Genomic DNA, 23,122 nt, shown 5'->3' with positions numbered 1-23,122 from the left:
ACAAGTTGCCGAGGTCGGTGAAACAGGCTGGATCAGTTCTTCGTGCGCACCTGGCGTACGTGGTTTTCCAGTTCGCTGAACGATGGGCGTTCCGTGGCGGAAATGACCTTGCGGCCGAATTCCACGGCCAGCGCGGGCGCATAGCCGTTCAGGCTGGCCAATAAGGTCACTTTCACGCACTGGTACATCTTCGCCGTTTCATGGTGCTTGCGGCGCAGCAAGCTGGCCAGCGGGGCGATGAAGCCGTAGGCCAGCAAGATGCCGATGAAGGTGCCCACCAGCGCCTGCGCGATCAGCACGCCCAGCTCGGCCGGCGGCAAGCCGACGGACGCCATGGTATGCACCACGCCCATCACGGCGGCCACGATGCCGAAGGCGGGCATGGCGTCGGCCAGCTGCGAAATCGTCTGGATCGGCATTTCCGCATCTTCATGGTGCGTCTCGATCTCGTTATCCATCAAGTTTTCGATCTGGTAGGCATCCATATTGCCCGACACCATCAGGCGCAGGTAATCGGTGATGAATTCCAGGATGTGCTCGTCGCCGAGCGTGTACGGGTATTTCACGAAGATGGGACTGCGGTAGGGGTCGTCGATATCGTCCTCGACCGACATCAAGCCTTCCTTGCGAATTTTGCTGAGGATTTCATACATCAGCCCCATCAGTTCCATATAGCGCGCCTTCGTGTATTGCGAACTGTGGAACAGGGTGGGCAGGGCGGCGAACGTGGCGCGGATGGCCTTGGCGTCGTTGCCGACAAAGAAGGTGCCCAGCGCGGCGCCGCCGATCATCAGCAATTCCAGCGGCTGGAACAGGGCCGCCAGGTGGCCGCCCTGCATGGCGAAGCCGCCGAAGACGGAAAACAGCACGACGAGAAATCCGAGTATGACTAGCAAAACTTACTCCTTCATAACATTGCTGTATCGCAATATTGTAGTTTAACCTGATTCGGTCGCCGTGGCCGCTTCTGGAGGCAACTGCTGGCCGAGAAAATTGATAAAAGCGCGTGCTTTGGCGGGCAATTGGTGGCGGCTCAGGTAATAGGTGCACAGGTAGGCGGGCGCTAGCGCGTAGTCGGCCAGCACCACGCGCTGGCGGCCGCTGGCGAGGTAGGGGGGGCAGGTTTCATTGCGAGCGCAGCAGGATGCCGTGCCCGTCCAGCGCCCAGCCCGGTACCACGTCGCCATCGTTGCTGGACACCGTGCCGCGCAGCTTCACCGTGTGGGTGGCGCGGCCCTTACTCAGGCGCCAGATGCCGTAGGCGTCATCGTTTTGCCGGTGTACGATGCAGCGGCGCCGCACCAGCACGCCTGGTCGCGCAGCCGCTGCATGCCGCACGGCGGGCATCCGATGTCCTTGAATATCGCCGCGGGCCTGGGTCCCTGGTCGGCATCGGTTTCGAGGGCAAGGCAAATTTGTACGCCGAGATGCGGGCGCTGAGCGGGCAATAGCGTTATTCGCTGCGCTGCCAGAAGCGCAGCCGGTTGCCGAACGGGTCCGCCACTTCCAGGACGCGGCCCCATTCCTCGTCGCGGATGCCGGGGCGCGCATGCGGGTAATTCTTGGCCTGCAGCTCGGCGTGCAGGGCGGCGATGTCATCGACGGGGATCAGCAGCGCCGCGCCTGGCGTGGCGTCGCCGTAGTGCTCGGACAGGTGCAGCACCAGATCGCCCCGCGTTACCTGCAGGTACAGCGGCGCCGTGGGCTCGAAGCGATGTTCCCAGTCCAGCTTGAAGCCGAGGTAATCGAGGTAGAACTCGCGCGCTTTCGCTTCGGAGAAGCTGCGCAGGATGGGGATGGCAGGGGACAGCTGCATGGTGGCCCTTTCAATCAAGGTGGCAAGACCATCATTCTAGCCTCAGGCCAGCGCCTGCCGCTTGATCTGCGCGGCGGGGCTGGTCTTCTCCCAGCGGAACAGCCACATGATGATCAGCTTGGTCGTGGCGCTGACGCAGGCGAGCAGCAGCAGGGGCCAGCCCGTCGATAGCCCCATGACGCAGGCAAAGAAGATGGTGCTGATATCCATCGCCAGGATGAACTGGCTCATTGTCAACGATACGGCGCCCGTCTTGCCCGAGCGCCAGATCAACCGGATCTGCTGCGCATAGCCCTGCGCCAGCAGGACCGTGACGGCAACGATCAGGCTTTGCGACAGCACGCGCTTTTCATCCGTGAACGTGGGGCCGAAGGCCAGCCCCGCCACGCCCGCGCACAGCAGCAGCGCGCAGGCCAGCAGCGCATTGCGCGATGTCGGGCTGCGGCGGTCGCGGTCAATTTCATACAGGATGCCCAGCGCGATCAGCGCAGCGATCAGGCGCGGCCAGACGATGTAATGGTTGAACGGCGTGATCGAATAGCCGTACACAAAGAATGCGCAATACGCGAGGAAGCTGACGCTGAACTGGTTGATCGACAGGATGTCCGTCGTCTTGCCTGCACCGATCCTGGCATCGTGCTTGCGCCGCCAGATCTTTTGCAACTGCGACCACAGGCCGACCAGGCTGACGACGATGAAGAGGGAATTGAGGCTGCCGGCGAGGGCGTAGAGAAAAGGCGGCTGCAAGGTATCTCCTGGAATGGCCAAGGCATCGCTGCCGTGACAGGCCGCCTTGTCTATACATTTTATTTTGGCAATATACTCTCATGAAATAAATTGGTAGGCAAGCAATGATTTTGCCGTCGTGGCCTGTGCCGAAGTACTTGCCTGAACTCACCTGTTCCTGCGCTTGCCCGTATAATCAGGCATGACTTTCTTATCACTGCGTGCCCGCTCCGTGCTGGCCAGTATCGGCAAAATGGCCGTTTCCCTGATTCTCCTGTTGACTGCCCTGTGGGGCGCGCTGGCGCTGTGGTACCAGCTCTCCGGCGGCACGGCGGCGCAAGCCATCGGCGCCCTGCTGTGGGGTGCGCTGGGCGTGGCCAGCGTGGTGCTGTGGTGGACGCGCGGCGATGTGCGCGTGCTGCTGCCGTATGCGGCCGGTTTCGTGCTGCTGCTCGTGTGGTGGAGCCTGATCGCGCCGAAGCAGCAGCGCGTGTGGGCCGACGACGTGGCGCGCAATGTCACGGGCAAGGTGACGGGCAATCTCGTCACGCTGGACAATGTGCGCAATTTTGACTGGCGCAGCGATGACGATTACACGGTCCAGTGGGAGCAGCGCAGCTACGACCTCGACGAGCTGCGCACGGTTGACACGGCGCTGTCGTACTGGACGGGGCCGTACATTGCGCATACCCTGATCTCGTTCGGCTTTGCCGACGGGCGCTTTTTGACGTTTTCCATCGAGATCCGCAAGGAAAAGGGCGAGAGCTTTTCCGCCATCGGCGGCTTTTTCAAGCATTTCGAGATGAGCCTGATCGCCGCCGACGAGCGCGACATCCTGCGCGTGCGCACGAATGCGCGGGGCGAGGACATGCATTTGTACCGCGTGATGATGCCGAAAGCGGCCATGCGCTCGCTGTTCCTGGCCTACCTGGACGAGGCGCAAACGCTGAAGGCCAAGCCGCAGTTCTACCATACCCTGACGGCCAACTGCACCACCATCGTCTTCGAGATGGTGCGCCGCATCGTGCCGGGCCTGCCGTTCGACTACCGCCTGCTGGCCTCGGGCTACCTGGACCGTTATCTGTTCGACGTCCAGGGCCTGGTGCCCGGCTTGACCTTCCAGCAGTTGCGCGACGGCGGCCACATCACGGCGCGCGCGCGGGCCGCGAATGGCGATGCGGATTTTTCGCACGCCATCCGCCGCGGTATGCCGGGCTATGATGAAGAAGGCCAGCCGGTGCGGCAAATGCCAAAACAATAGCCGCCTGCCTTATACTGTCGCTATTCGACCGGCCGCACATTGCGGCCGGTCTCACTTTACGACTATACAAGAAGGCCCGCTATGCCATTTTCCTCACTGGGTCTGATTCCCTCCCTGGTCCGTGCCGTTGACAAGGCCGGCTATGCCGCGCCGACGGCCATCCAGGCGGCCGCCATTCCCGCCATCCTGCGCGGCAGCGATGTGTTGGGTGCGGCGCAGACGGGTTCCGGCAAGACGGCCGCCTACGCGCTGCCGCTGTTGCAGGCGCTGATGGCGCCCGCTTCCGGCCCGCGCCAGGTGCGCGCGCTGATCCTCGTGCCCACGCGCGAGCTGGCGGCGCAGGTGGGCCAGACGGTACACGCGCTGGCCAAGCCGCTGCCCGTCAAATTGAAGATTTCCGTGCTGTTCGGCGGCGTGTCGATCAATCCGCAGATGATGGACTTGCGCGGCGGCGCCGATATCGTCGTCGCCACGCCGGGCCGCCTGTTGGACCTGGTGCGCCAGAACGCCGTGAAACTGGGCGGCGTGTCGCTGTGCGTGCTCGACGAGGCCGACCGTTTGCTGGACATGGGTTTCAGCGAGGAAATCAACGCGATTTTGGCGCTGCTGCCAGCGAAACGGCAAAACCTGTTTTTCTCGGCCACTTTCCCTGACAGCGTGCAGGCGCTGGCCGACAGCCTGCTCAAGGAACCCGTGCGCATCGAGGTGGCGTCCGAACCGCAGGATAAGCCCGACATCGTGCAGCGCGCCATCACGGTCGACGTGCCGCGCCGCACGCAGCTGCTGCGCTACCTGATCTTGCAGCAGCAATGGGACAGGGTGCTGGTGTTTGTCGCCACCAAGTACGCGGCCGAACACGTGGCCGACAAGCTACAGCGCGCGGGCCTGCACGTGGGCGCCTTCCACGGCGAATTCAGCCAGGGCACGCGCAGCCAGCTGCTGGCCGACTTCAAGGCGGGGCGCTTGCAGGTGCTGGTGGCTACCGACGTGGCCGCGCGCGGCATCGACATCGCCGGCTTGCCGGCCGTCGTCAACTATGACTTGCCCCGCTCGGCCGTCGACTACACGCACCGCATAGGCCGCACGGGCCGCGCCGGCGAAAGCGGCACGGCCATCAGTTTTGTAACGGCCGATATGGAAGCGCATTTCCGCCTGATCGAAAACCGCAACGATTTGCGCATCGTGCGCGAAGTGGTGGCCGGTTTCGAGCCGACGGAACTGCCCGCGCCGGTGAGTACCGTCACGGATACGGTCAACGGCGGCGTGAAGGGCGCGCGCAAAAGCAAGAAAGACAAATTGCGCGAAGCGGCAGCCATGGCGGCAAAGGCGGACGAGGGCAATTAAATCCGCCTTATGTGCGCTAGCCGCTTGAATGGCCAGGCATCCCGGACTAAGATTGTATTTCTATAAAGCAAGGGGACGGGAATGCACATGACATTCATCAAACGCGCGGGCGCGCTGGCTTGCGCGCTGGCGCTGGCCGGCTGCGCCGGCATGGGCGGAAAGAATGACGCGAGCGGCATGCAGATGCCGGGCAAAGCGCAGGCCGATGCGGCCGTGGCCGCCACCTGGTACAACCCGCCCAGCGAATTTCCCGGCATTTGCCTGACCCAGTTCAAGGATGGCAGCCTGCGCTTCGACGGCGGCTTCGCTTTCTTTAACCCGGGGCGCTGGGCGTATGATGCCGCTACGTCTGAATTGCGCCTGGAACTGGCGCCGACGCCATCGTTGGCCCTGTCGCACGCGCAAACGGTGTTGCACAAGAATTTGCTGAGGGTCGAGGCGGCCAGGAACACGCTGGTGTACGCCGTGAAGGCCGATACGCAAGCCATCGGCCTGGGCGGGTTTGTGTTTTACCGCGACACACCTTGCCCGGCAAGGCGCGGATAAGTGCCGTATAAGTGCGGGATTAGTGTCATACGGGAACATTTAGTCGTATAATTTCAGCGCAAGTGGCTGCCGCGCAAGATTGAGCCGCGCGGCAGATTTCCGCTCCAGGCAAGCTCCCATATCGCCGTGGCGATGAGAGGATGGTCCGATGGATGTGCACGACGAGCATGGTATGCCAGGGACTGCGGTGCCGGCGGCGGATGCCGTGCAGCAGCCTGCGGCGCAGCCGCGCACTTTGCTGCTGGTCGATGACGAGCCGAATATCCTCGCTTCCCTCAAGCGCCTGCTGCGGCGCGATGGCTACCATATCCTCACTGCCAACAGCGGCCAGGAAGGCCTGGACGTGCTGGCCATCCATGCGGTCGACGTGATTGTGTCGGACCAGCGCATGCCCGGCATGCTGGGGGCCGACTTCCTGCGCAAGGCAAAGCTGCTGTGTCCGCAAACCATACGCATCATGTTGTCGGGCTATACCGAGTTGCAGGCCGTCACGGATGCCGTCAACGAGGGCGCCATCTTCAAATTCCTCACCAAGCCCTGGGAAGACCATCAGTTGCGCGAGCATATCGCCGAAGCCTTCCGCCTGAAGGGCATCGACGACGACAATGTGCGCCTGAATGCGCAGCTGCGCGACGTCAACCAGGCGCTGGCGGCGGCGAATGCCGCCATGCAGGCCTTGGTGCACCAGCAGCAGCATCAGATCAGCCGCGACGAGGTCAGCCTGGGCATCGCGCGTGAATTGCTGCAATTTCTGCCGCTGCCCGTGATCGGACTCGACGAGGACGGCATGATCGCCTTCATCAACGCGGCGGCGGAAAACCTGTTCGAGCGGGGCGCGGCCTTGCTGGGCAACGAGGCGGCACTGGTCTTGCCGCAGCTGTTCGACGGGCAGGGCGCGCCCTGCCTGGCCGCCATCGATGGCCAGCCGTATGCCGTGGCGGTCCATCCCATGGGCTTGCATTCGCGCTCGCGCGGCAGCCTGGTCACCCTGAGTCGTCATGGAGCTCGTACATGAGTGAAAGCGTGAGTGAAAGCGGACGCGAGATTTCCATGGATCAGGCACAGGAAGGCATGGTGCTGGCGCAGGCGCTGAGCGACGCCAGCGGCGCCGTGCTGCTGGCCCAAGGCGCCATCCTGACGGCGGCCAGCCTGACGGCTTTGCGCCGGCGCAATGTGGAGCGCTGCCGCGTCGTCATGGAGGCGGAACCGGACCCGGCCGCGCAGGCGCATGCCGAGCAGGAACGGGTGCGCCGCCTGGAACGGCTGGCCGTGCTGTTCCGCGCCACGCCGCCCGACTCTGCGGGGGCGGAACTGCTGGCGCTGCTGCAGCGCTACCGGCAAGGGAGCGGGGCATGACACGTCTCAGTTTTGAACATATCATCCGCCAGATACAGGAATTGCCGTCGCTGCCGGTGGTCGTGCTGGAGCTGCTGTCGAGCATGGACCAGGACGATACGGACGTGCATGTGCTGGCGCAAAAGATCGAGCTGGACCAGGCTTTGGCGGCGAAGACTTTACGCATCGCCAATTCCTCGTTCTACGGCATGCAATCGAAGGTCACCAGCATTCCGCAAGCCGTCTCCGTGCTGGGCTTTCACAGCATCCGCACCGTCGTCACGGCCTGTGCCCTGACGGGCAGCTTCGCGCCGGTGAGCGGCGGCTTCGATTTCAAGGCGTTCTGGCGCCATTCGCTGGCCACGGCCATCGCCGCGCGCCTGCTGGCGCCGCACTTGCGCGTCAATCCCGAGACGGCCTTCACGGCCGGCCTGCTGCATGACTTGGGCACGCTGGTGCTGGTGACGCGCTTCCCGGCCGAGCACGCGCTCGTGCGCAGCTACCGCCAGGCGCATGACTGCCAGATGGCCGATGCCGAACTGGCCGTCATCGGCATTGATCATGCGCAGGTGGGCAGCGCCCTGGCCGCTTACTGGAAGTTCCCCGAAGCGATACAGCAGGCGGTGGCCGACCACCACGCCATCGACCGGCTGGAGGCGGGAGGCTTGCCGCTGGCCGTGCATATGGCCAACGCCGTCGCCCTCGCGCTGGACCTGGCCGGCGTCGACGATACACTGGTGCCGCCCGTGTCGCCTGCGGGCTGGCGCAGCCTGGCCCTGGACGAGCAGGCCTGGTTTGCGTTGCTGCGGCAAACGGAACACACCTTCGATGAAATGTCGCGCATCATGCTGGCATGAACAGGATAGAGGCCATGGAAACAGACGCAGGGCAGGCGCTGCCCGCCACGCCGGAACGCCGCCAGACCGATTCCATCGCGCTATCGGCATTCTTCGATGGCCATCCCGTGGCCACCTTCGCCATCGACACGGACCACGTGGTGACGCACTGGAACAGCGCCTGCGAACAACTGCTGGGTTTTACGGCTGCCGAGATGGTCGGCACGCGCGACCACTGGAAGGCGTTTTATCCGCAGCCGCGCGCCTGCCTGGCCGATTTGCTGGTGGCCGACGATATCGCGTTCGGTGAAAATGAGCTCTACCTTGGCAAGCTGAAGCGCTCTCCCGTGATCCCCGGCGCCTTCGAGGCCGAGGATTTCTTTGCCGATATCGGCCCCGATGGGCACTGGCTGCATTTTACGGCGGCGCCCCTGCGCGACCGGCAAGGGCGTCTGGTGGGCGCCATCGAAACCCTGCGCGACGTGAGCGAGCGGCGCATTGCGGAACTGGCGCTGCGCAAGGCGCACGACAACCTGGAACACCTGGTGGCCAAGCGCACGGCCCAGCTGGCTGAAATGAACGAGCGCCTGGCCGACGATATCCGCCAGCGCCAGATTGCCGATCTGGAATTGCGCGAGCGTAACCTGGCCTTGACGGAATTGAACAGCAAGCTGTCGCTGGCCCAGCAAAAGCTGCTGCAGTCGGAAAAGCTGGCCTCGATCGGCCAGCTGGCCGCCGGCGTGGCGCACGAGATCAACAATCCCATCGGCTATGTTTTTTCGAATGTCGGCACCCTGGAAGGGTATCTGGACGACCTGTTCAGCATGCTAGACGCCTACGAGGAAGCCGAGCCGGCCGTCGCCGACGCGGTGGTGGCGGCGCGTCTGCGCGCGCTGCGCGAACAGATCGACCTGGACTTCCTGCGCACCGACATTCCGCTGCTGATGGGCGAGTCGAAGGAAGGCATTTCACGCGTGCGCCGCATCGTGCAGGACCTGAAGGATTTTTCGCGCACGGATGCGCACCAGGAGTGGGTCTGGGCCGACCTGCGCCAGGGCATCGATACCACGCTCAATATCGTGAATAACGAGGTCAAGTACAAGGCCGACGTGGTGCGCGAGTATGGCGACATTCCCGATATCGAATGCCAGCCTTCCGAGTTGAACCAGGTGATCATGAACCTGGTCGTCAATGCGGCCCACGCCATGGACGAGGCGCGCGGTCGCATCACCCTGCGCACGGGCAGCGACAACGCGACGGAAGTGTGGATCGAGGTCGAGGACACGGGCGGCGGCATCGCGCCCGAACACCTGTCGCGCATCTTCGATCCCTTCTTTACCACCAAGGCCGTCGGCAAGGGCACGGGGCTGGGCCTGTCGCTGGCCTACAGCACGGTGCAAAAGCACCACGGCCGCATCGACGTGCGCAGCATCATCGGCCGCGGCACCACCTTCCGCATCACCTTGCCCGTGCGCCAGGCGCAGGCCGCCGTACCATGACCATCAATGAACAGGACAGCATGAGCACCAGCACCGTGGCCGTGCCGCCGACCATCCTGTGCGTCGACGACGAACCGAACATCCTGTCGTCGCTGCGGCGTTTGTTCCGCCCGCACGGCTACCGCGTGCTGACGGCCGACGGCGGCGCAGCGGGCCTGGCCCTGCTCGAGAGCGAGACGGTGGACCTGGTCATCTCCGACATGCGCATGCCGCATATGGATGGCGCGCAATTCCTGGCCCAGGTGCGCCGGCGCTGGCCCGGCACCATACGTTTGCTGCTGACCGGCTATGCCGATATCCAGTCCATCCTCGACGCCATCAACCAGGGTGAGATTTACCGCTACGTGACCAAGCCCTGGGACGAGAACGATATCGTGCTGGTGGTGCGCCACGCGCTGGAACGGCGCGCGCTGGAACAGGAAAAATTGCGTCTGGAAGCGCTGACGGCCAGCCAGAACGTGCAGCTGCAAGCGCTTAACGCCAGCCTGGAAGCGAAGGTGGCCACCCGCACGCAGCAGCTGAAACAATCGCACGACGAGGTGCAGGCGGCCAACGAGCGCCTGAAGGCCACGTTCGTGACGACCATCAAGGTGTTTTCCAACTTGATCGAGATGCGCGGGGGCAAGCTCGTCGGCCATGCGCGGCGGGTGGCGGAACTGGCGCGCAAGCTGGCGCAGGCGCTGGGCCTGGAAGGGCAGGCGGCGCGCGACGTGTTCATCGCGGCCCTGCTCAAGGATATCGGCAAGCTCAGCCTGAGTGACGATGTGCTGGAACTGCCGGCCAGCGCCTGGACGGGCGAGCAGCTGGCCGCGTTCCGCAAGCATCCGCTGCGCGCGGAACAATTGCTGATGGCGCTAGACGAGCTGCGCGCCGTCTCCGTGATCCTGCGCTCGCAACTGGAGCGCTTCGACGGTGGCGGCTTTCCCGATGCCATGGTGGGCCTGGCCATTCCGCTGGGCGCGCGCATCCTGGCGCTGGCGTCGGACTATGACGGCTTGCAGATCGGCGCCATGGTGCAACGCAACCTGCGCGCCGACGAGGCCCGCACCCTGATCTACGACAGCGTCGGCAAACGCTATGACCCCGCCGTGGTGGCCGCTTTCCGCAGCATCATGGACGAGACGGAAGCGCCGGCGCACGACTTGACCGTGCTGTCGGGCCAGCTGGAACCGGGCATGGTGCTGTCGCGCGACCTGATCAGCCGCGACGGCCTGATGCTGCTGGCGGCCGAACACGTGCTGACGGCCCGCGTGATCGCCCAGCTGCTCGACTTCGAAGGCAAGAATGGCGGGCGTCTCAGCATTCGCGTGTACGCACCCTTGAAGGAATGCTAGGGCGGGAAGGCTAGGGCGCTGCCTGGGCTGCCGGCGGAGATACGGGCAGGTGCACGGTAAAGCGCGTGCCGCGGCCCACGTCGGACGCGACCTCGATGCGCCCGCCGTGCTTGTTGACGATGCCGTACGAGAGCGACAGGCCCAGGCCCGTGCCGCTGCCCACGGCCTTGGTGGTAAAGAACGGTTCGAAGATGCGGTTCAGGTGTTCGGGCGCGATGCCGGCGCCCGTGTCGCCGATCTCCACCCATACCCAGCCGTCTGCGTGGCCCGTGCGGATGCTGATCACGCCGTCGCCGCTGATGGCCTGGCCCGCGTTGACGAGCAGGTTCATGAACACCTGGTTCAGCTGCGAGGCGAGGCACAGTATCGGTGGCAGCTCGCCATACTGTTTTTCGATGCGCGCCTTGTATTTCAATTCGTTGGCGACAATGTTCAGGGTGCTGTCCAGGCCTGCATGCAGGCTGGCAACCTGCCAGTCCGTCTCGCCCACGTGGGAAAAATCCTTCAATGCCTGCACGATGTCGCGCACGCGCTTCAAGCCATCCATCGATTCGCGCACCAGGTCCACCATATCGTCCTGCAGGAAGCCCAGGTCGGCCTGCGCGCGCACTTGAGCCACGCGCGCAGCCAGAGCCGGGCCGTCGAGCGCCTCGCGCATCGCCGCTTCATACTGGCCGATCACGCCGAACAGGGTGCCCACATAGCCTTGCAGCGAACTCATGTTGGAGTTGACGAAGCCGATCGGGTTATTGATTTCATGCGCGATGCCGGCCGCCAGCTGGCCGATGGACGCCATCTTTTCCGATTGCAGCAGCTGGTCGTGCGCTTCCTGCAGCTTGCTGATCAGGAGTTGCTGCTCTTCGCCGCGCGCTTGCAGCATCGCTTCCATGCGCTTGCGTTCGGTAATGTCCGTCAGCGAGCCGATCACCTCGAACGGCACGCCATGCTCGTCGCGCACCAGGCGCAGGCTGTCGTGCATCCACAGATAGCTGCCGTCGTGCACGCGGAAACGGTACTCATAGGCGCGCGCGCCTTCGACGAAGATCTGTGCCAGGCTGGAAAAGATGCCGGGCGCATCGTCGGGATGGATGTGGTCGAACCAGAAATTCGGGTCGGCCACCATTTCCTCGGGCTGGTAGCCCAGCACATTCAAGGCATTGTTGCTGACAAAGGTCATCTTGAAATCGCCGCTGGGCACGGTGCAATAGATGATGGAGGGCGTATTGTCGAGCAGGTATTGCAGGCGCACGGCCGTGCCGGCCGACGCGTCTTCGCCAGGCGCTGCCCCGGCATGCCGGCCGGCATCGGGAGTGGAAAGGTCGAAATCCTCAAACTGCATGGTCTTACCTCGCTGCCTGCACGGCATGGATGTCATGCTGGCTCGATTATGCCTGATTCTGCCTAGCTTGGGCCGTCATCTGCATGCTCAAGGCGCCAGCGGCTGCTCCACGATTGCCATGCGCCGGGCGATGTGCTGCGCCGCCTGCGTGTCGCCAGCCTGTTCTGCGCGCAGGCGCTGCACGCTCAGCCACGCCAGCAGCGGGCGGCGCCAGCCCTGATCCGAGGCGGTGGTCACGGCCGTATCGAGCAGGTCCGGCGTGGCGCGGCTGGCGCGCAGCAGCACGCCGGCCGCCACCAGCTGCGACAGCGGGTCCTTGATGGCCGCCACGGCGCTGGCGGCGGCTGTGTCCGAGCTGGCGCTGGCGGCCGCCCGCTGCGCTTCCGGCAGCAGGGCGATGTCGGCCGGCTGCACCTGGCCGGCCAGGTAGGCTGCATACGCGCGGTCGGCGGCACCGGCGTCGGCGCGCAGGGCGTCAAAGCCGGCACAGTCCTCAAAGGCCAGGCTGGCCACGCGCGCAGCGCAGCGCAGCAGTTCGATGCGCGCCACCAGTTCGAGCTTGCCCGTGCCGGCCACCTGGCTGCGGGCGCGCCGCAATTCCGTCTGTTCGACCAGGGCGTTGCCATTCAAATAGGCCGCTTGAAACCGTTCGACGGAACTTTGTGCATTCATTTTCCAGTCCGGCACAGGCGGGCCGCTAGAGCATGCGGCGAGCGCAGTGCACAACAATGCGGCCAGGGCGGACAAGGTGATATTGCGTTTTATCATGGCAGTTTGATCTCCGGATTGCGCTTGAACGGCCATTTGCGGTTGATTTCATTGACCAGTTGCTCGACCTTGCGCAGATTGCTTTCCACGTCGGCGCGCAACGGGCCCAGGTCGGCTGTCGCCGCCTTGGCGTTGGCGCCCACGGCTTGCGCCTCGACCAGCACGGCGTCGACTTTTTTCAGGCTGGCGCGCGTGTCGGCCAGCAGGGCGTTCAGTTGCACGATGGTTGCTTGCGCATCCGTCATGACGCCTTTTTCACCGAAGACGCGCGTATCGGCATTGGCCACCAGGCCATCCGTGCGGCGCGCCAGCTGGTCTGCCGTGATTAACAGGGCGTTGGCCCGCTCGACCAGCAGGCGCGATTGCTTGTCGTCGCCCGTCAGCAAGCCCATGGCGCCGCCCGGCCCGCTCAGCTTGCCCGTCACGGCCTGCACATTGCGCAGGGTGCCGTCGAGGGCGGAATCGCTGCCCGTCAGGCTGGCCACGTTGTTCAGCAAATCCTTTGCGGCGGCCAGCAGACGCGGGATTTCCGCCGCCATGTCGCCCACCAACAGGTCGCGCGTGGCGTCGTCGGGCAGCGGCGGGTCTGTCAGGATGCCGCTGTAGGCGCGCAGTTTGGCGCCGCCCACGATGCCCCGTTCCAGGGTGAAGATGGAGCTGCTGCGCAGCCAGTGCGCATCCTTCCTTGGCACGTCGACGATGACGCGGGCCTTGCCGTCCGGCGCCAGTTCGATGCGCTGCACGCGGCCGATGGGAAAGCCGGAAAAGGTCAGATCGGCGCCCACGCCTACGCCGTCCGAATCGTCGGTCGTCAGCACCAGCGTTTGCGTTGCCTCAAAGGCGCCGCGCGCATACATCAGGTAGACGACGGAGCCGACCACCAGCACGAACATGAAGACGAGCAGGATGGCTGCCTTCAGTTCGGCGTGACGCACGGGCGGCGGGGCGGGCAGGATGGCGTCCGGCGCCGTGACGTCGGTCTGGTCTGGATTGGGGGGCTGGCTCTGGCTCATGGATTCTGGCTCTCATATGGGTGGTTCGGGATCGCTGGCGGTGGCGGGCGGGGCATCAGTAGTAATTGCCCATCAGCGAAGCCACTTCGATCAGCAGGATGACGGAAAACAGGCGCAGCATCTCGGACAGGCCGTGCGCGGCCCACAGGCGGTTGCGCCGGCCATGCGGCTCTTCCGGGTAGTAGGAGGAGGCCAGCGGGATCAGGGCCACGGCAAAGCTGAAGAAGATGACTTTAAGCATCAGGATCAGGGCCACGGCCGGATTGAAGATTTGCCCCACCACGCGCGTGTAGCCCTGCAGCGCCCACGGCGTAAAACCGTAGATGGTGAGGTAGGCGAGGATCAGCGAGGTGACGCAGCTGACGATGGCCAGCATCCACACGGCGAAGATGCCGGACATGACGCGTGGAAAGTATTCGCGGCGCAGCAGGTCCACGCCCTGGCGCTGCATGGTATCGAGCATGCCGGAAGAGCGCATTTGCGCGAACGCAATGCCGTCGGGCAGGGTCAGGCGCAGTGCGACGAACAGGGCGGCCGTCAGCGGGATCAGTTCCAGCACCAGCACGCGCACCACCATTTCCAGCGCATAGCGCGACAGGCCGTAGCTTTGCGCGCTGACGACGACGATGCGGATCAGCACCAGGCTGACCAGCGCGCAGGCGACGCTGAACCACACCAAGTTGGGCGCCGTGTTCGTCACCAGCCGGTGCGCGAGGATGGGGCGGTTGTCGCGGTTATAGCTCGATGGCGACAGGGCCAGCGAAAACACGAGGATGGCGAAATGCAGCATGCGCCACCAGCTGACCAGCCAGGCCATGGTGGCCCGGTGCAGGCGGCGCAGGCTGATGATGAGGGAGACGGATAGGGTCATCATGGCATCTTAACATTGGATGCGGTCGAGACAAGCGATTCCCTGGCCGTGCAACCGTGCGCGGCTGGCCCGCTATTGGCCCGCCACGCTGGCAATGATGGCATCGGCCGCCGCGCGCACGCGGGCAGAACGGTTCAGGTCGGCGTGCATGACCAGCCATATGTCGTACGCCTCCGCCCGCTCGGGCCAGATGCGTACCAGTTGCGGGTCGATATCGCCCAGGTGGGTGGCCAGCTCGGCCACGCCCAGGCCCGCGCGCGTGGCTTCCTGCAGCATCGCCGCCGAGTTCACTTCCATGGCGACCCTGGCGTTGGCGACGGGCTCGCCGGCGATTTTCTCCCCATGACGGGGCGTTACGGAATGGTGGTAAATGACGATGTCGTGTCCGGCCAGCGCCGTGCCGCGCACGGGTTCGCCCCGTTCCGCCAGGTAGGCTTTTGAGGCGTACAGGCCCAGGCTGCGCTTGACGAGGTGGCGCGAGATCAGGTCCGGGTCGGTCGGGCGCACGCCGCGCACGGCCAGGTCCGCTTCGCGCCGCGTCAGGCTGGCCAGTGCGGGCGCCACGTTGAGCACGATGCGGATGTCCGGATGGGCCGCATGCAGCTGCTGCATGGCGCGGATGACGAAATGGCTGGCCATGGTGTCGGTGGTGGCCACGCGCACCAGGCCGGACAGGCGGTTGTCGACGCCCTGCATGTCTCTTTGTAGCTTGTCGGCCGCCCGTTCCATCGCTTCGGCGGCCGTGAGCGCCAGTTCGCCGGCTGGCGTGGGCACATAGCCCGATGGCGTGCGCAGGAACAGGGTGGCGCCCAGGGAGCTTTCCAGCGCGGCCAGGCGGCGCCCGCACGTAGCCTGGTCGATGCGCAGCAGGGTCGCCGCGCCGCGCAGGGTGCCGGCGCGGCCGATGGCGAGAAAGATGCGCGCGTTATCCCAATCCATGAGTGATTTCCATTTCGTGTTTGTGATGCATTTTTGCATCGCAGCGCCGATTTTATGCCTGTTTACTGCATCATGCAACGCTCGCATAATGACTGCCCCGCTGTCCTTGCAAGGAAAACCATGTCTGCCCCCACACCACGCCGCGCCAACGGCTTGATCCTGCTGACCCTGGCCTTCGGTTTCGTCATGGCCATGCTTGACGTCACGGCCGTCAACGTGGCGCTGTCCGATATCGCGCTGGACCTGGCCATACCGCTGACGGGCCTGGTGTGGGTGGTCGACGGCTATACGCTGACGTTTGCCGCGCTGCTGCTGGCCGGCGGCGCGCTGGCCGACCGCTATGGGCCGAAAGCCGTGTACCAGGGTGGCCTGGGCGTCTTCATCCTCGGCTCGATCCTGTGCGGCGCCGCGCCCGACGGGCATTTCCTCACGGCGGCGCGTTTGCTGCAAGGTGCCGGCGCGGCCCTGTTCATGCCCAGTTCCCTGAGCTTGTTGACGCACAGCTTTGACGACGAGCGCGAACGCACGCGCATGCTGGGCGCCTGGTCGGCGCTGGTGGGTGTGGCGGGCGCCTCCGGCCCCCTGATCGGCGGCATCCTCGTGCACCAGTTCGGTTGGCGCAGTGTGTTCTGGGTGAATGTGCCGCTGGGCGTGCTGGCCATCGTCATGGCGCAGCTGCTGCTGGCGGCACCGGCGCGTCAGCCGCGCGATTTATCGCTGTTCAGTCATGCACTGGGCGTGGCGGCGCTGGCGGGCCTGAGTTTTGTCTTGATCGAAGGCCCCGTGCTGGGCTGGCTGTCGCCGGGCGTGCTGGCGGCGGGGACGCTGGCGCTACTGTCGGCCTGGCAGTTGCTGCGGCGCGAGCGCAGCGGCAGCCATCCGTTGTTGCCGCGCGCACTGTTTCGCAACAGCAGCTTCGGTGCGGCCAATGGCGTAGGCTTTTTGATCAATTTCTGCGTGTTCGGCCAGCTGTTTTTACTCAGCCTGTTCCTGCAGCAGTCAGGCGGCGCCGATGCTTTGCAGTCGGGCTTGCGCCTGCTGCCCATGATGGCGGCCTATACGGTAGGGAATTTCCTGGCGGGCGGAATCGCGGCGCGCCATGGCACGCGCTTGCCCATGCTGGCCGGCTTGCTGGTGGGCGCCGTGATGGCGCTCTTGCTGATGGGCTTGCGTCCAGATACGCCCTATGGCTTGCTGGCGCTGGGCACGGCCGTCATGAACGTGGCCATCGGCATCGCCATTCCCGCCATGACGGCCACCGTGATGCGGGTGGCTGGCAAGCAGCACGCGAACAGCGCGGCGGCGGCCCTGAATGCAAACCGGCAAATCGGCGCCCTGGTGGGCGTGGCCCTGATCGGCAGCATCCTGCACATGGTGCAGGACTGGTCGCTGCGCTTGCCGCTGGCCTACGCGACGATCGCCGTCGCATATGGCCTGGCGGCGGGCCTCGTGTACAAACAGGTACATTTGCCCAAGGCCGCAGCCGCCTGAAGCGTTATTGACGCGTTATTGCTCGCGCGTGCTGCGCCACTCCACCAGTTCTTCGATGGTCAGGATCGGCATGCCATGCAGTTCGGCGAAGCGTTCGATATCGTCGCCGCGCATCATGGTGCCGTCCGGGTTCATCAGCTCGCACAGCACGGCGGCCGGGTTCAGGCCCGCCATGCGCGACAGGTCGACGGAGCCTTCCGTGTGGCCACGGCGCTCGAGCACGCCACCGGGCGCGGCGCGCAGGGGGAAGACGTGGCCGGGGCGCACCAGGTCGGCTGGCTTGGCATTCGGGGCGATGGCGGCGCGGATGGTGGTGACCCTGTCGGCGGCCGACACGCCTGTCGTGACGCCGTCGCGCGCCTCGATGGATACCGTGAATGGTGTGCCGTAGCGGCTGCCGTTGTCGGACGACATCGGCGGTAATTCCAGCGCGCTGACGACGTCCGTCGGCAGGCATAGGCAGACGATGCCGCTGCATTCGCGGATCAGCAAGGCCATGGTTTCGTGCGTGAGTTTTTCGGCAGACAGGATCAGGTCGGCTTCGTTTTCACGGTCGAAATCGTCGAGCAGGATGACGGGAATGCCGGCGCGCATGGCGGCCAGGGCGGATTGGATGCGACCTTCCAGGTCGTTGGAAAGCAGGGTATAGCTGTTGACTAACATGGTGAAACGCTCCTCGCATAGGCGAAAAACGCTGCAGGGCAAGCGAATAGACGCAGCCGGCCGCATCGACAGGTCGATCGGACATCGCGTTTACTGCACATCTTCTTTCATCCGGACTATACCGTCGGCTCTGGAGTCACACCAGATCTGCTGACCCTGTCAAACGACGTTTGACAAGCGCTCGCGGGCTTGACCGTTGCCGGTCTTACCGCCGGTGGGGAATCGCACCCCGCCCCGAAGACGTATTGTTGTGCCGGTCCACATGACCGGCGGCAATACTTTAGCACAATTGAAAGAAGCTGGCAGGGTACTGTTGAGTTTGTTATTCGGCAAAGTTGCCAGGGCAAAGCAGGTTTTCCTAAGCTGTTTTTAATGGCGGAAAGACGATTTCAGTGTAAGGTACGCTTACTGAATCTTACCGTTGAGAATACATGAAGCTGAGTAAATTACGCCTGATCTCGGGCGCCGTCTTGCTGGCGTGCGCCTGCATGGCCCAGGCAGAAATCCGTTTGACCGATCCCCTGCCGGTGGCACCAGAAGTGACCGTCGGAAAATTGCCGAATGGCTTGACCTATTACATCAAGAAAAATGCCCGTCCCGCCCAGAAAGTGGAATTGCGCCTGGTGGTGAAAGCCGGTTCCATCCTGGAAGACGATGACCAGCAAGGCCTGGCGCATTTCACGGAACACATGGCCTTCAATGGCTCCACGCATTTCAAGCGCAATGAGTTGATTTCCTATTTGCAATCGATCGGCGTGAAGTTCGGCGCCGACCTCAACGCCTACACGAGCTTTGATGAAACCGTGTATGTGCTGCCGATTCCGACGACCAAAAAGGACAACCTGGAAAAGGGTTTCCTCGTGCTGGAAGACTGGGCGCATGGCTTGAAATTCAATCCGGCCGACATCAACAGCGAGCGCGGCATCGTGCTGGAAGAGGCGCGCCTGGGCAAGGGCGCCGGCGACCGCATGAACAAGGTCTTGTATCCGAAGCTGCTGAATGGGTCGCGCTATGCGGAACGCATGCCGATCGGCAAGGAATCCGTCTTGAAAACGTTCAAGCCGGAAGCCATCAAGCGTTTCTACAAGGATTGGTACCGTCCCGACCTGATGGCCGTCGTGGTGGTCGGTGATGTGGAGCCGAAACAGGCCGAAAAGCTGATCCAGCAGCATTTCGGCAAGCTGAAAAACCCCGCGAAACCGCGTCCGCGCCTGTATGCGGAGGTGCCGCAGCGCGCGCAGACGGAAGCGCTGGTGATCACGGACAAGGAAGCGCCGGACAACACGGTCTTCATCCGCTACCCGATCCGCGCCGCGCAGGAGCCCGTCACCATTGCCGACTACCGCCGCCAGATGATCGAAAATCTGTACGGGCAAATGCTCAGCGCGCGCATGCAGGAATTGACGCAGCAAGCCAATCCCCCGTTTATTCAGGGCGGCAGCAGCATGGGCAAGCTGGTGCGCGGCTATGAATCGTTCAGCGCGTATGCCTTGCTGGGCAAGGGCGGCGTGCAGCCTGCTGTCGATGCGCTGGTGCAAGAAGATGAGCGGGCGCGCCGCTTCGGTTTCAGCCAGGATGAGCTGGACCGCGCGCGCAAGGACATGCTGCGCAACTACGAGCGTGCGTACAGTGAGCGCGACAAGTCTGATTCGTCCGGCTTCGTGGCCGAGTATTCGCGCAACTTCCTGGAGCAGGAAGCCATGCCCGGCATCGCCAATGAATTGCGGTATGCGCAGGAACTCTTGCCGCAGGTAACTCTGCAGGAAATCAACGAGACGGTGGCCAGGGCGATCCCCGACCAGCAAAAGAAACTGGTGGTCTTCATGGGCGCCGAGCCGAAAGCGGGTGATACGGCCTCGGTTGTGCCGACGCAGCAGCAGTTGCTCGACGCGGTAGCGCAAGCCGAGCGGCAGAAGGTCGAGCCGCGCACGGAAAAGGTGCTGGCCAGCAAGCTGATGGATGGCCCGCCGGCAGGCGGCAGCATCGTCGCTGAAAAGTTGCATAGCGCCATCGGCATGACGGAGCTGACCTTGGGCAATGGCGTGCGCGTGCTGCTGAAACCGACGGACTTCAAGAATGACCAGGTGCTGATGGGCTCGACCCGTTTCGGCGGCCAGTCCCTGTTTGGCGACGCCGATATCTACAACGCCCGTTATGCCAGCGCCGTGGTCGGCAGCATGGGCTTGAAGGACCTGGCGCCGCTGGACTTGCAAAAAGTTCTGGCCGGCAAGACGGTTAACGTGGGCGCTTCGCTGGGCGAACTCAGCGAAGGCTTTGGCGGCTCGGCCAGCAGCGCCGACGTGGAAGCCATGTTGCAACTGGTGACGCTGTATTTCCATGACGTGCGCAAGGATGCGGGCCTGTACCAGTCCTTCATCGGCAAGCAACAGGACCTGGCGAAAAACAGCATGGCGCAGCCGGAAGCCGTGTTTTACGATGCCGTCCAGCACGCCATGTTTGGCGACAACCCGCGCGTCGATGGCGTGCCGCGCGCGGCCGACTTCGACAAGGTGGGCCTGGACCGCTCGCTGGAGATCTTCCGCCAGCGCTTTTCCAGCGCGCGCGACATGACCTTCATCTTCACGGGCAGCTTCGAGCTCGACAAGATCAAGCCGCTGATCGCCAGTTACCTGGGCACCTTGCCCGTGGCGGAGGTGCCGCACGCCTACCGCGACGTGGGCATGCGCCCGGTGGCAGGGATCGTCAAGAAGGACATCTACATGGGCAGCGAGCCCAAGAGCACGATTTCCATCACCTTCAATGGCAACGTGGCGTATTCGGACGAGCAAAAGCTGACCCTGCAGGCGCTGGGCGAGGTGCTGAACCTGAAAGTCATCGAAGTGCTGCGCGAAAAGATGAGCATGATCTATGGCGGCGGCTTTGAAACCTCCATGGGCCAGCATCCGTATGGCCATTATTCGGTGGCGCTGAACTTGCCGACGGGACCGGAAAACGTGGACAAGGTGATCGCCGCCGCCTTTGCTGAAATCAACAAGATGAAGGCGGACGGGCCATCCGTGGCCGACCTGGAAAAGGTTAAGCTGAACTGGATCACGCGCCAGCAAAAGTCGCTGCGCGAAAACCGCTACTGGATGAGTCAGTTGATGGGTTCGGTAACCCAGGGGCGTGATCCCGCGCACATCCTGCGTTACCAGCAGCGCGTGCGCGCCATCACGCCGCAAGCCGTCAAACTGGCGGCGCAGCGCTACCTGGACATGCACAATTATGTACAGGTGGTGCTGTATCCGGAACGCAAAAACGTTGCAGCTAAGTAATCTTCATTGTTGAACTGCAGGGGCGGCAGTGTGGCGAAGCTGTTAAACTGCTGCTGATGAATGTGATATTGCAATTTAACAAGCAAGGAAATGCGATGGCTAAGAAAGAAGAACTTGATCCGGAAACCCTGGAATTGATCAACTGGTGTATCGAGGTTGAAGGCTTCCTCGTGGCCGGCGGCGCCACCGTGGCGCAGGCGCAGGACCATATCGAAGAGCAGGTCGAGTGGTTTACCGACCAGTTCTACGACGGCTTGACGCCGGAAGAGGCTGCCAAGGAAGCGCTGGCGTGATCCGTCAGTAACAAGCGAGTAGTAACAAAGCGGGCGGTGCCTGCCGGGCATCAGCCTGGTAGCGCCGCCCGCTTTGCTTTTGTAAAAAGATTTCCATAAGGAAATTGTTTATAATTCCACGCTTTATTGTTACCCAGGCTCCCATGACTCTCCGTTCGCGCATTCTCTTATTGTGTTTCAGCACCTTATTGGGCATCGTCCTCATCGCCTCGTTTTCCCTGTATTCCTTGCGCCAGACCATGATGGCCGAAAGGGTCGAGCAATTGACGGTGTTGGTGGAATTGGCCAACGCGTCGGTGGAAAAGGCGTATGCGCTGGAACAGTCGGGCAAGCTGACGCGTGAACAGGCTCAGCAACAGGCCAAGCTGGCCATCGGCAGCTTCGTCAAGGATGAGATGTATTACTTTGTGCGCGATTTCAGCACCGACTTGCTGTACGTGCATCCGAATCCCTCGCGCATCGGCACGCCGCAAAAGAACATGCAGCAGTCGGGCGACCGCTACCGGACAGCCCTGGCCAATAGCCGCATCGGCCTGGTGCAGGCGAACGGCACGCGTCCCGGCGTGACGGACCCCGTGGCGAAGATGTATGCGGTGGTGAAATTTGCGCCCTGGGACTGGCTGATCGGCACCGCCACCTACATCGATGACATCAACCACAAGTTCTGGGCCCAGGCCGGCGTGCTGCTGGCCATTGGCGGCGCGTTGATGCTGGTGGTGGGCGGCTTGGCGGCCTTGATGCTGCGCCGCATCCTGGGCCAGCTGGGCGGCGAACCCGACTATGCAGCGGCCATCGTGGCGCAAATCGCCAAGGGCGACCTGACCACGCACATCGATACGCGCCCGGGCGACACGGACAGCCTGTTGATGGCGATCAAGGCCATGCGCGACAACCTGGCGCACCTGGTGAGCCAGGTGCGCAACGATGCCGATGCCATTTCCACGGCGTCGGGTGAAATCGCTTCCGGCAACCATGACCTGTCGGCGCGCACGGAGCAGCAGGCGGGATCCCTGGAAGAAACGGCCTCGACCATGGAAGAAATGACCTCGACAGTGCGCCAGAATGCGGACAATGCGCGTCAGGCCAACCAGCTGGCCATTTCGGCCTCGCAAGTGGCGAGCCAGGCGGGCGGCGTGGTGAGCCAGGTGGTCGACACCATGGGCGCCATCAATGCTTCGTCGAAAAAGATCGGCGACATTATCGCCGTCATCGACGGTATCGCCTTCCAGACGAATATCCTGGCCTTGAACGCCGCCGTGGAAGCGGCGCGCGCGGGCGAGCAGGGCCGTGGCTTTGCCGTCGTCGCCAGTGAAGTGCGCAACCTGGCGCAACGCTCGGCTGCGGCCGCCAAGGAGATCAAGCAATTGATCGACAGTTCCGCCGAGCAAGTGGGCGCCGGTGAGAAACTGGTGGCGCTGGCGGGCGAGACGATGGAAAAAGTCGTTTCCAGCGTGCAGCATGTGACCGATATCGTGGCCGAAATTTCCTCGGCCAGCGCCGAGCAGAGCGCCGGCATCGAGCAGATCAACCAAGCCATCGTCGAGATGGATAACATGACGCAGCAAAACTCGGCCCTGGTCGAGCAGGCTTCGGCGGCGGCGCAGGCCATGAACGAGCAGGCAGCCGGACTGGCGCAGATCGTCAGCGTGTTCAAGGTAGACGCAGTGGCGCGGCACACGGCGGCGCCCTCGCGCGCGGCACCGGCAGCGGCAGCGCAGCGCCGTCTGGCGCGCTAAGCTGTCGTCATAGCGGGAACTTATCGCCCGCCCGTCT

22 protein-coding genes, 1 pseudogene and 1 riboswitch are annotated in these 23,122 nt (G+C 63.7%); of the genes and pseudogenes, 13 read left to right on the top strand and 10 right to left on the bottom strand.

The window, feature by feature from the left end; all coding sequences use genetic code 11:
- Positions 1-32: 32 nt before the first annotated feature.
- On the bottom strand, positions 33-896 hold the full coding sequence (gene motA / locus ACP7DE_RS02105; protein WP_426070523.1) for a flagellar motor stator protein MotA: 864 nt from the start codon (positions 894-896) through the stop codon (positions 33-35).
- A 229-nt stretch (positions 897-1,125) separates the two neighbouring features.
- Positions 1,126-1,347, bottom strand: coding sequence for a hypothetical protein (locus ACP7DE_RS02100; RefSeq protein ID WP_426070879.1), 222 nt, complete (start codon positions 1,345-1,347; stop codon positions 1,126-1,128).
- On the opposite strand from ACP7DE_RS02100, the pseudogene ACP7DE_RS02095 reads away from it, so the two are divergent.
- Positions 1,300-1,451, top strand: a pseudogene (locus ACP7DE_RS02095) (mandelate racemase); the annotation flags it as partial. The gene ACP7DE_RS02100 and the pseudogene ACP7DE_RS02095 overlap by 48 nt on opposite strands.
- Positions 1,452-1,453: 2 nt before the next feature.
- Here the strand turns inward: ACP7DE_RS02095 and ACP7DE_RS02090 are convergent.
- Positions 1,454-1,816 carry a glyoxalase superfamily protein gene (locus ACP7DE_RS02090; RefSeq protein WP_426070522.1) on the bottom strand — a complete coding sequence of 121 codons (363 nt, stop codon included), beginning with the start codon at positions 1,814-1,816 and terminating at the stop codon, positions 1,454-1,456.
- A 42-nt stretch (positions 1,817-1,858) separates the two neighbouring features.
- A complete protein-coding gene (locus ACP7DE_RS02085; protein WP_426070521.1) occupies positions 1,859-2,563 on the bottom strand; it encodes a hypothetical protein in 705 nt (234 codons plus the stop codon).
- 181 nt (positions 2,564-2,744) lie between these two features.
- On the opposite strand from ACP7DE_RS02085, the gene ACP7DE_RS02080 reads away from it, so the two are divergent.
- From ACP7DE_RS02080 to ACP7DE_RS02045, 8 genes are all read left to right on the top strand, one after another.
- Positions 2,745-3,803, top strand: a complete 1,059-nt coding sequence (locus ACP7DE_RS02080) for a DUF4105 domain-containing protein (RefSeq protein ID WP_426070520.1) — start codon at positions 2,745-2,747, stop codon at positions 3,801-3,803.
- Positions 3,804-3,884: 81 nt separating this feature from the next.
- Positions 3,885-5,147 carry a DEAD/DEAH box helicase gene (locus tag ACP7DE_RS02075; RefSeq protein ID WP_426070519.1) on the top strand — a complete coding sequence of 421 codons (1,263 nt, stop codon included), beginning with the start codon at positions 3,885-3,887 and terminating at the stop codon, positions 5,145-5,147.
- A gap of 87 nt (positions 5,148-5,234) precedes the next feature.
- Positions 5,235-5,693 carry a hypothetical protein gene (locus ACP7DE_RS02070; protein WP_426070518.1) on the top strand — a complete coding sequence of 153 codons (459 nt, stop codon included), beginning with the start codon at positions 5,235-5,237 and terminating at the stop codon, positions 5,691-5,693.
- Positions 5,694-5,865: 172 nt separating this feature from the next.
- On the top strand, positions 5,866-6,708 hold the full coding sequence (locus ACP7DE_RS02065) for a response regulator (protein ID WP_426070517.1): 843 nt from the start codon (positions 5,866-5,868) through the stop codon (positions 6,706-6,708).
- Positions 6,705-7,049, top strand: a complete 345-nt coding sequence (locus tag ACP7DE_RS02060) for a hypothetical protein (RefSeq protein ID WP_426070516.1) — start codon at positions 6,705-6,707, stop codon at positions 7,047-7,049. The genes ACP7DE_RS02065 and ACP7DE_RS02060 overlap by 4 nt, the downstream gene beginning before the upstream one ends.
- Positions 7,046-7,885 carry an HDOD domain-containing protein gene (locus ACP7DE_RS02055; protein WP_426070515.1) on the top strand — a complete coding sequence of 280 codons (840 nt, stop codon included), beginning with the start codon at positions 7,046-7,048 and terminating at the stop codon, positions 7,883-7,885. The genes ACP7DE_RS02060 and ACP7DE_RS02055 overlap by 4 nt, the downstream gene beginning before the upstream one ends.
- A 14-nt stretch (positions 7,886-7,899) precedes the next feature.
- Positions 7,900-9,363: an ATP-binding protein gene (locus ACP7DE_RS02050; RefSeq protein WP_426070514.1), complete on the top strand. Its 1,464-nt coding sequence runs from the start codon at positions 7,900-7,902 to the stop codon at positions 9,361-9,363.
- Entirely contained in the window at positions 9,360-10,697 is a 1,338-nt protein-coding gene (locus ACP7DE_RS02045; RefSeq protein WP_426070513.1) for an HD domain-containing phosphohydrolase, read from the top strand. The genes ACP7DE_RS02050 and ACP7DE_RS02045 overlap by 4 nt, the downstream gene beginning before the upstream one ends.
- 10 nt (positions 10,698-10,707) lie before the next feature.
- Here ACP7DE_RS02045 and ACP7DE_RS02040 read toward each other — a convergent pair whose 3' ends face one another.
- From ACP7DE_RS02040 to ACP7DE_RS02020, 5 genes are all read right to left on the bottom strand, one after another.
- Complete coding sequence (locus ACP7DE_RS02040; RefSeq protein WP_426070512.1) at positions 10,708-12,036, bottom strand: ATP-binding protein; 1,329 nt, start codon at positions 12,034-12,036, stop codon at positions 10,708-10,710.
- A gap of 87 nt (positions 12,037-12,123) precedes the next feature.
- Positions 12,124-12,804, bottom strand: coding sequence for a hypothetical protein (locus ACP7DE_RS02035; protein WP_426070511.1), 681 nt, complete (start codon positions 12,802-12,804; stop codon positions 12,124-12,126).
- On the bottom strand, positions 12,801-13,817 hold the full coding sequence (locus ACP7DE_RS02030; protein ID WP_426070510.1) for an MlaD family protein: 1,017 nt from the start codon (positions 13,815-13,817) through the stop codon (positions 12,801-12,803). The genes ACP7DE_RS02035 and ACP7DE_RS02030 overlap by 4 nt, the downstream gene beginning before the upstream one ends.
- A gap of 55 nt (positions 13,818-13,872) precedes the next feature.
- Complete coding sequence (locus ACP7DE_RS02025) at positions 13,873-14,688, bottom strand: MlaE family ABC transporter permease (RefSeq protein WP_152254685.1); 816 nt, start codon at positions 14,686-14,688, stop codon at positions 13,873-13,875.
- Between the two features lie 72 nt (positions 14,689-14,760).
- A complete protein-coding gene (locus ACP7DE_RS02020) occupies positions 14,761-15,627 on the bottom strand; it encodes a LysR family transcriptional regulator (RefSeq protein WP_426070509.1) in 867 nt (288 codons plus the stop codon).
- A 120-nt stretch (positions 15,628-15,747) separates the two neighbouring features.
- On the opposite strand from ACP7DE_RS02020, the gene ACP7DE_RS02015 reads away from it, so the two are divergent.
- On the top strand, positions 15,748-17,118 hold the full coding sequence (locus tag ACP7DE_RS02015; protein ID WP_426070508.1) for an MFS transporter: 1,371 nt from the start codon (positions 15,748-15,750) through the stop codon (positions 17,116-17,118).
- 15 nt (positions 17,119-17,133) lie between these two features.
- Here ACP7DE_RS02015 and ribB read toward each other — a convergent pair whose 3' ends face one another.
- The gene (gene ribB, locus ACP7DE_RS02010; RefSeq protein WP_046683947.1) at positions 17,134-17,781 is read right to left on the bottom strand and encodes a 3,4-dihydroxy-2-butanone-4-phosphate synthase; all 648 of its coding nucleotides are present in this window, start codon (positions 17,779-17,781) and stop codon (positions 17,134-17,136) included.
- Positions 17,782-17,876: 95 nt separating this feature from the next.
- Positions 17,877-18,027, bottom strand: a riboswitch (FMN riboswitch).
- 185 nt (positions 18,028-18,212) lie between these two features.
- Between ribB and ACP7DE_RS02005 the strand changes: the two genes are divergently transcribed.
- From ACP7DE_RS02005 to ACP7DE_RS01995, 3 genes are all read left to right on the top strand, one after another.
- Positions 18,213-21,056, top strand: a complete 2,844-nt coding sequence (locus tag ACP7DE_RS02005; protein WP_426070507.1) for a M16 family metallopeptidase — start codon at positions 18,213-18,215, stop codon at positions 21,054-21,056.
- Positions 21,057-21,151: 95 nt separating this feature from the next.
- Positions 21,152-21,349, top strand: coding sequence for a hypothetical protein (locus ACP7DE_RS02000; RefSeq protein WP_010399555.1), 198 nt, complete (start codon positions 21,152-21,154; stop codon positions 21,347-21,349).
- A 143-nt stretch (positions 21,350-21,492) separates the two neighbouring features.
- Positions 21,493-23,085, top strand: a complete 1,593-nt coding sequence (locus ACP7DE_RS01995; RefSeq protein WP_426070506.1) for a methyl-accepting chemotaxis protein — start codon at positions 21,493-21,495, stop codon at positions 23,083-23,085.
- Positions 23,086-23,122 lie beyond the last annotated feature (37 nt).

Source organism: Janthinobacterium sp. DSP2-3-3 (genome assembly GCF_049897325.1).
GTDB lineage: Bacteria > Pseudomonadota > Gammaproteobacteria > Burkholderiales > Burkholderiaceae_D > Janthinobacterium.
This window is presented reverse-complemented; position numbering and strand designations above follow the sequence as displayed.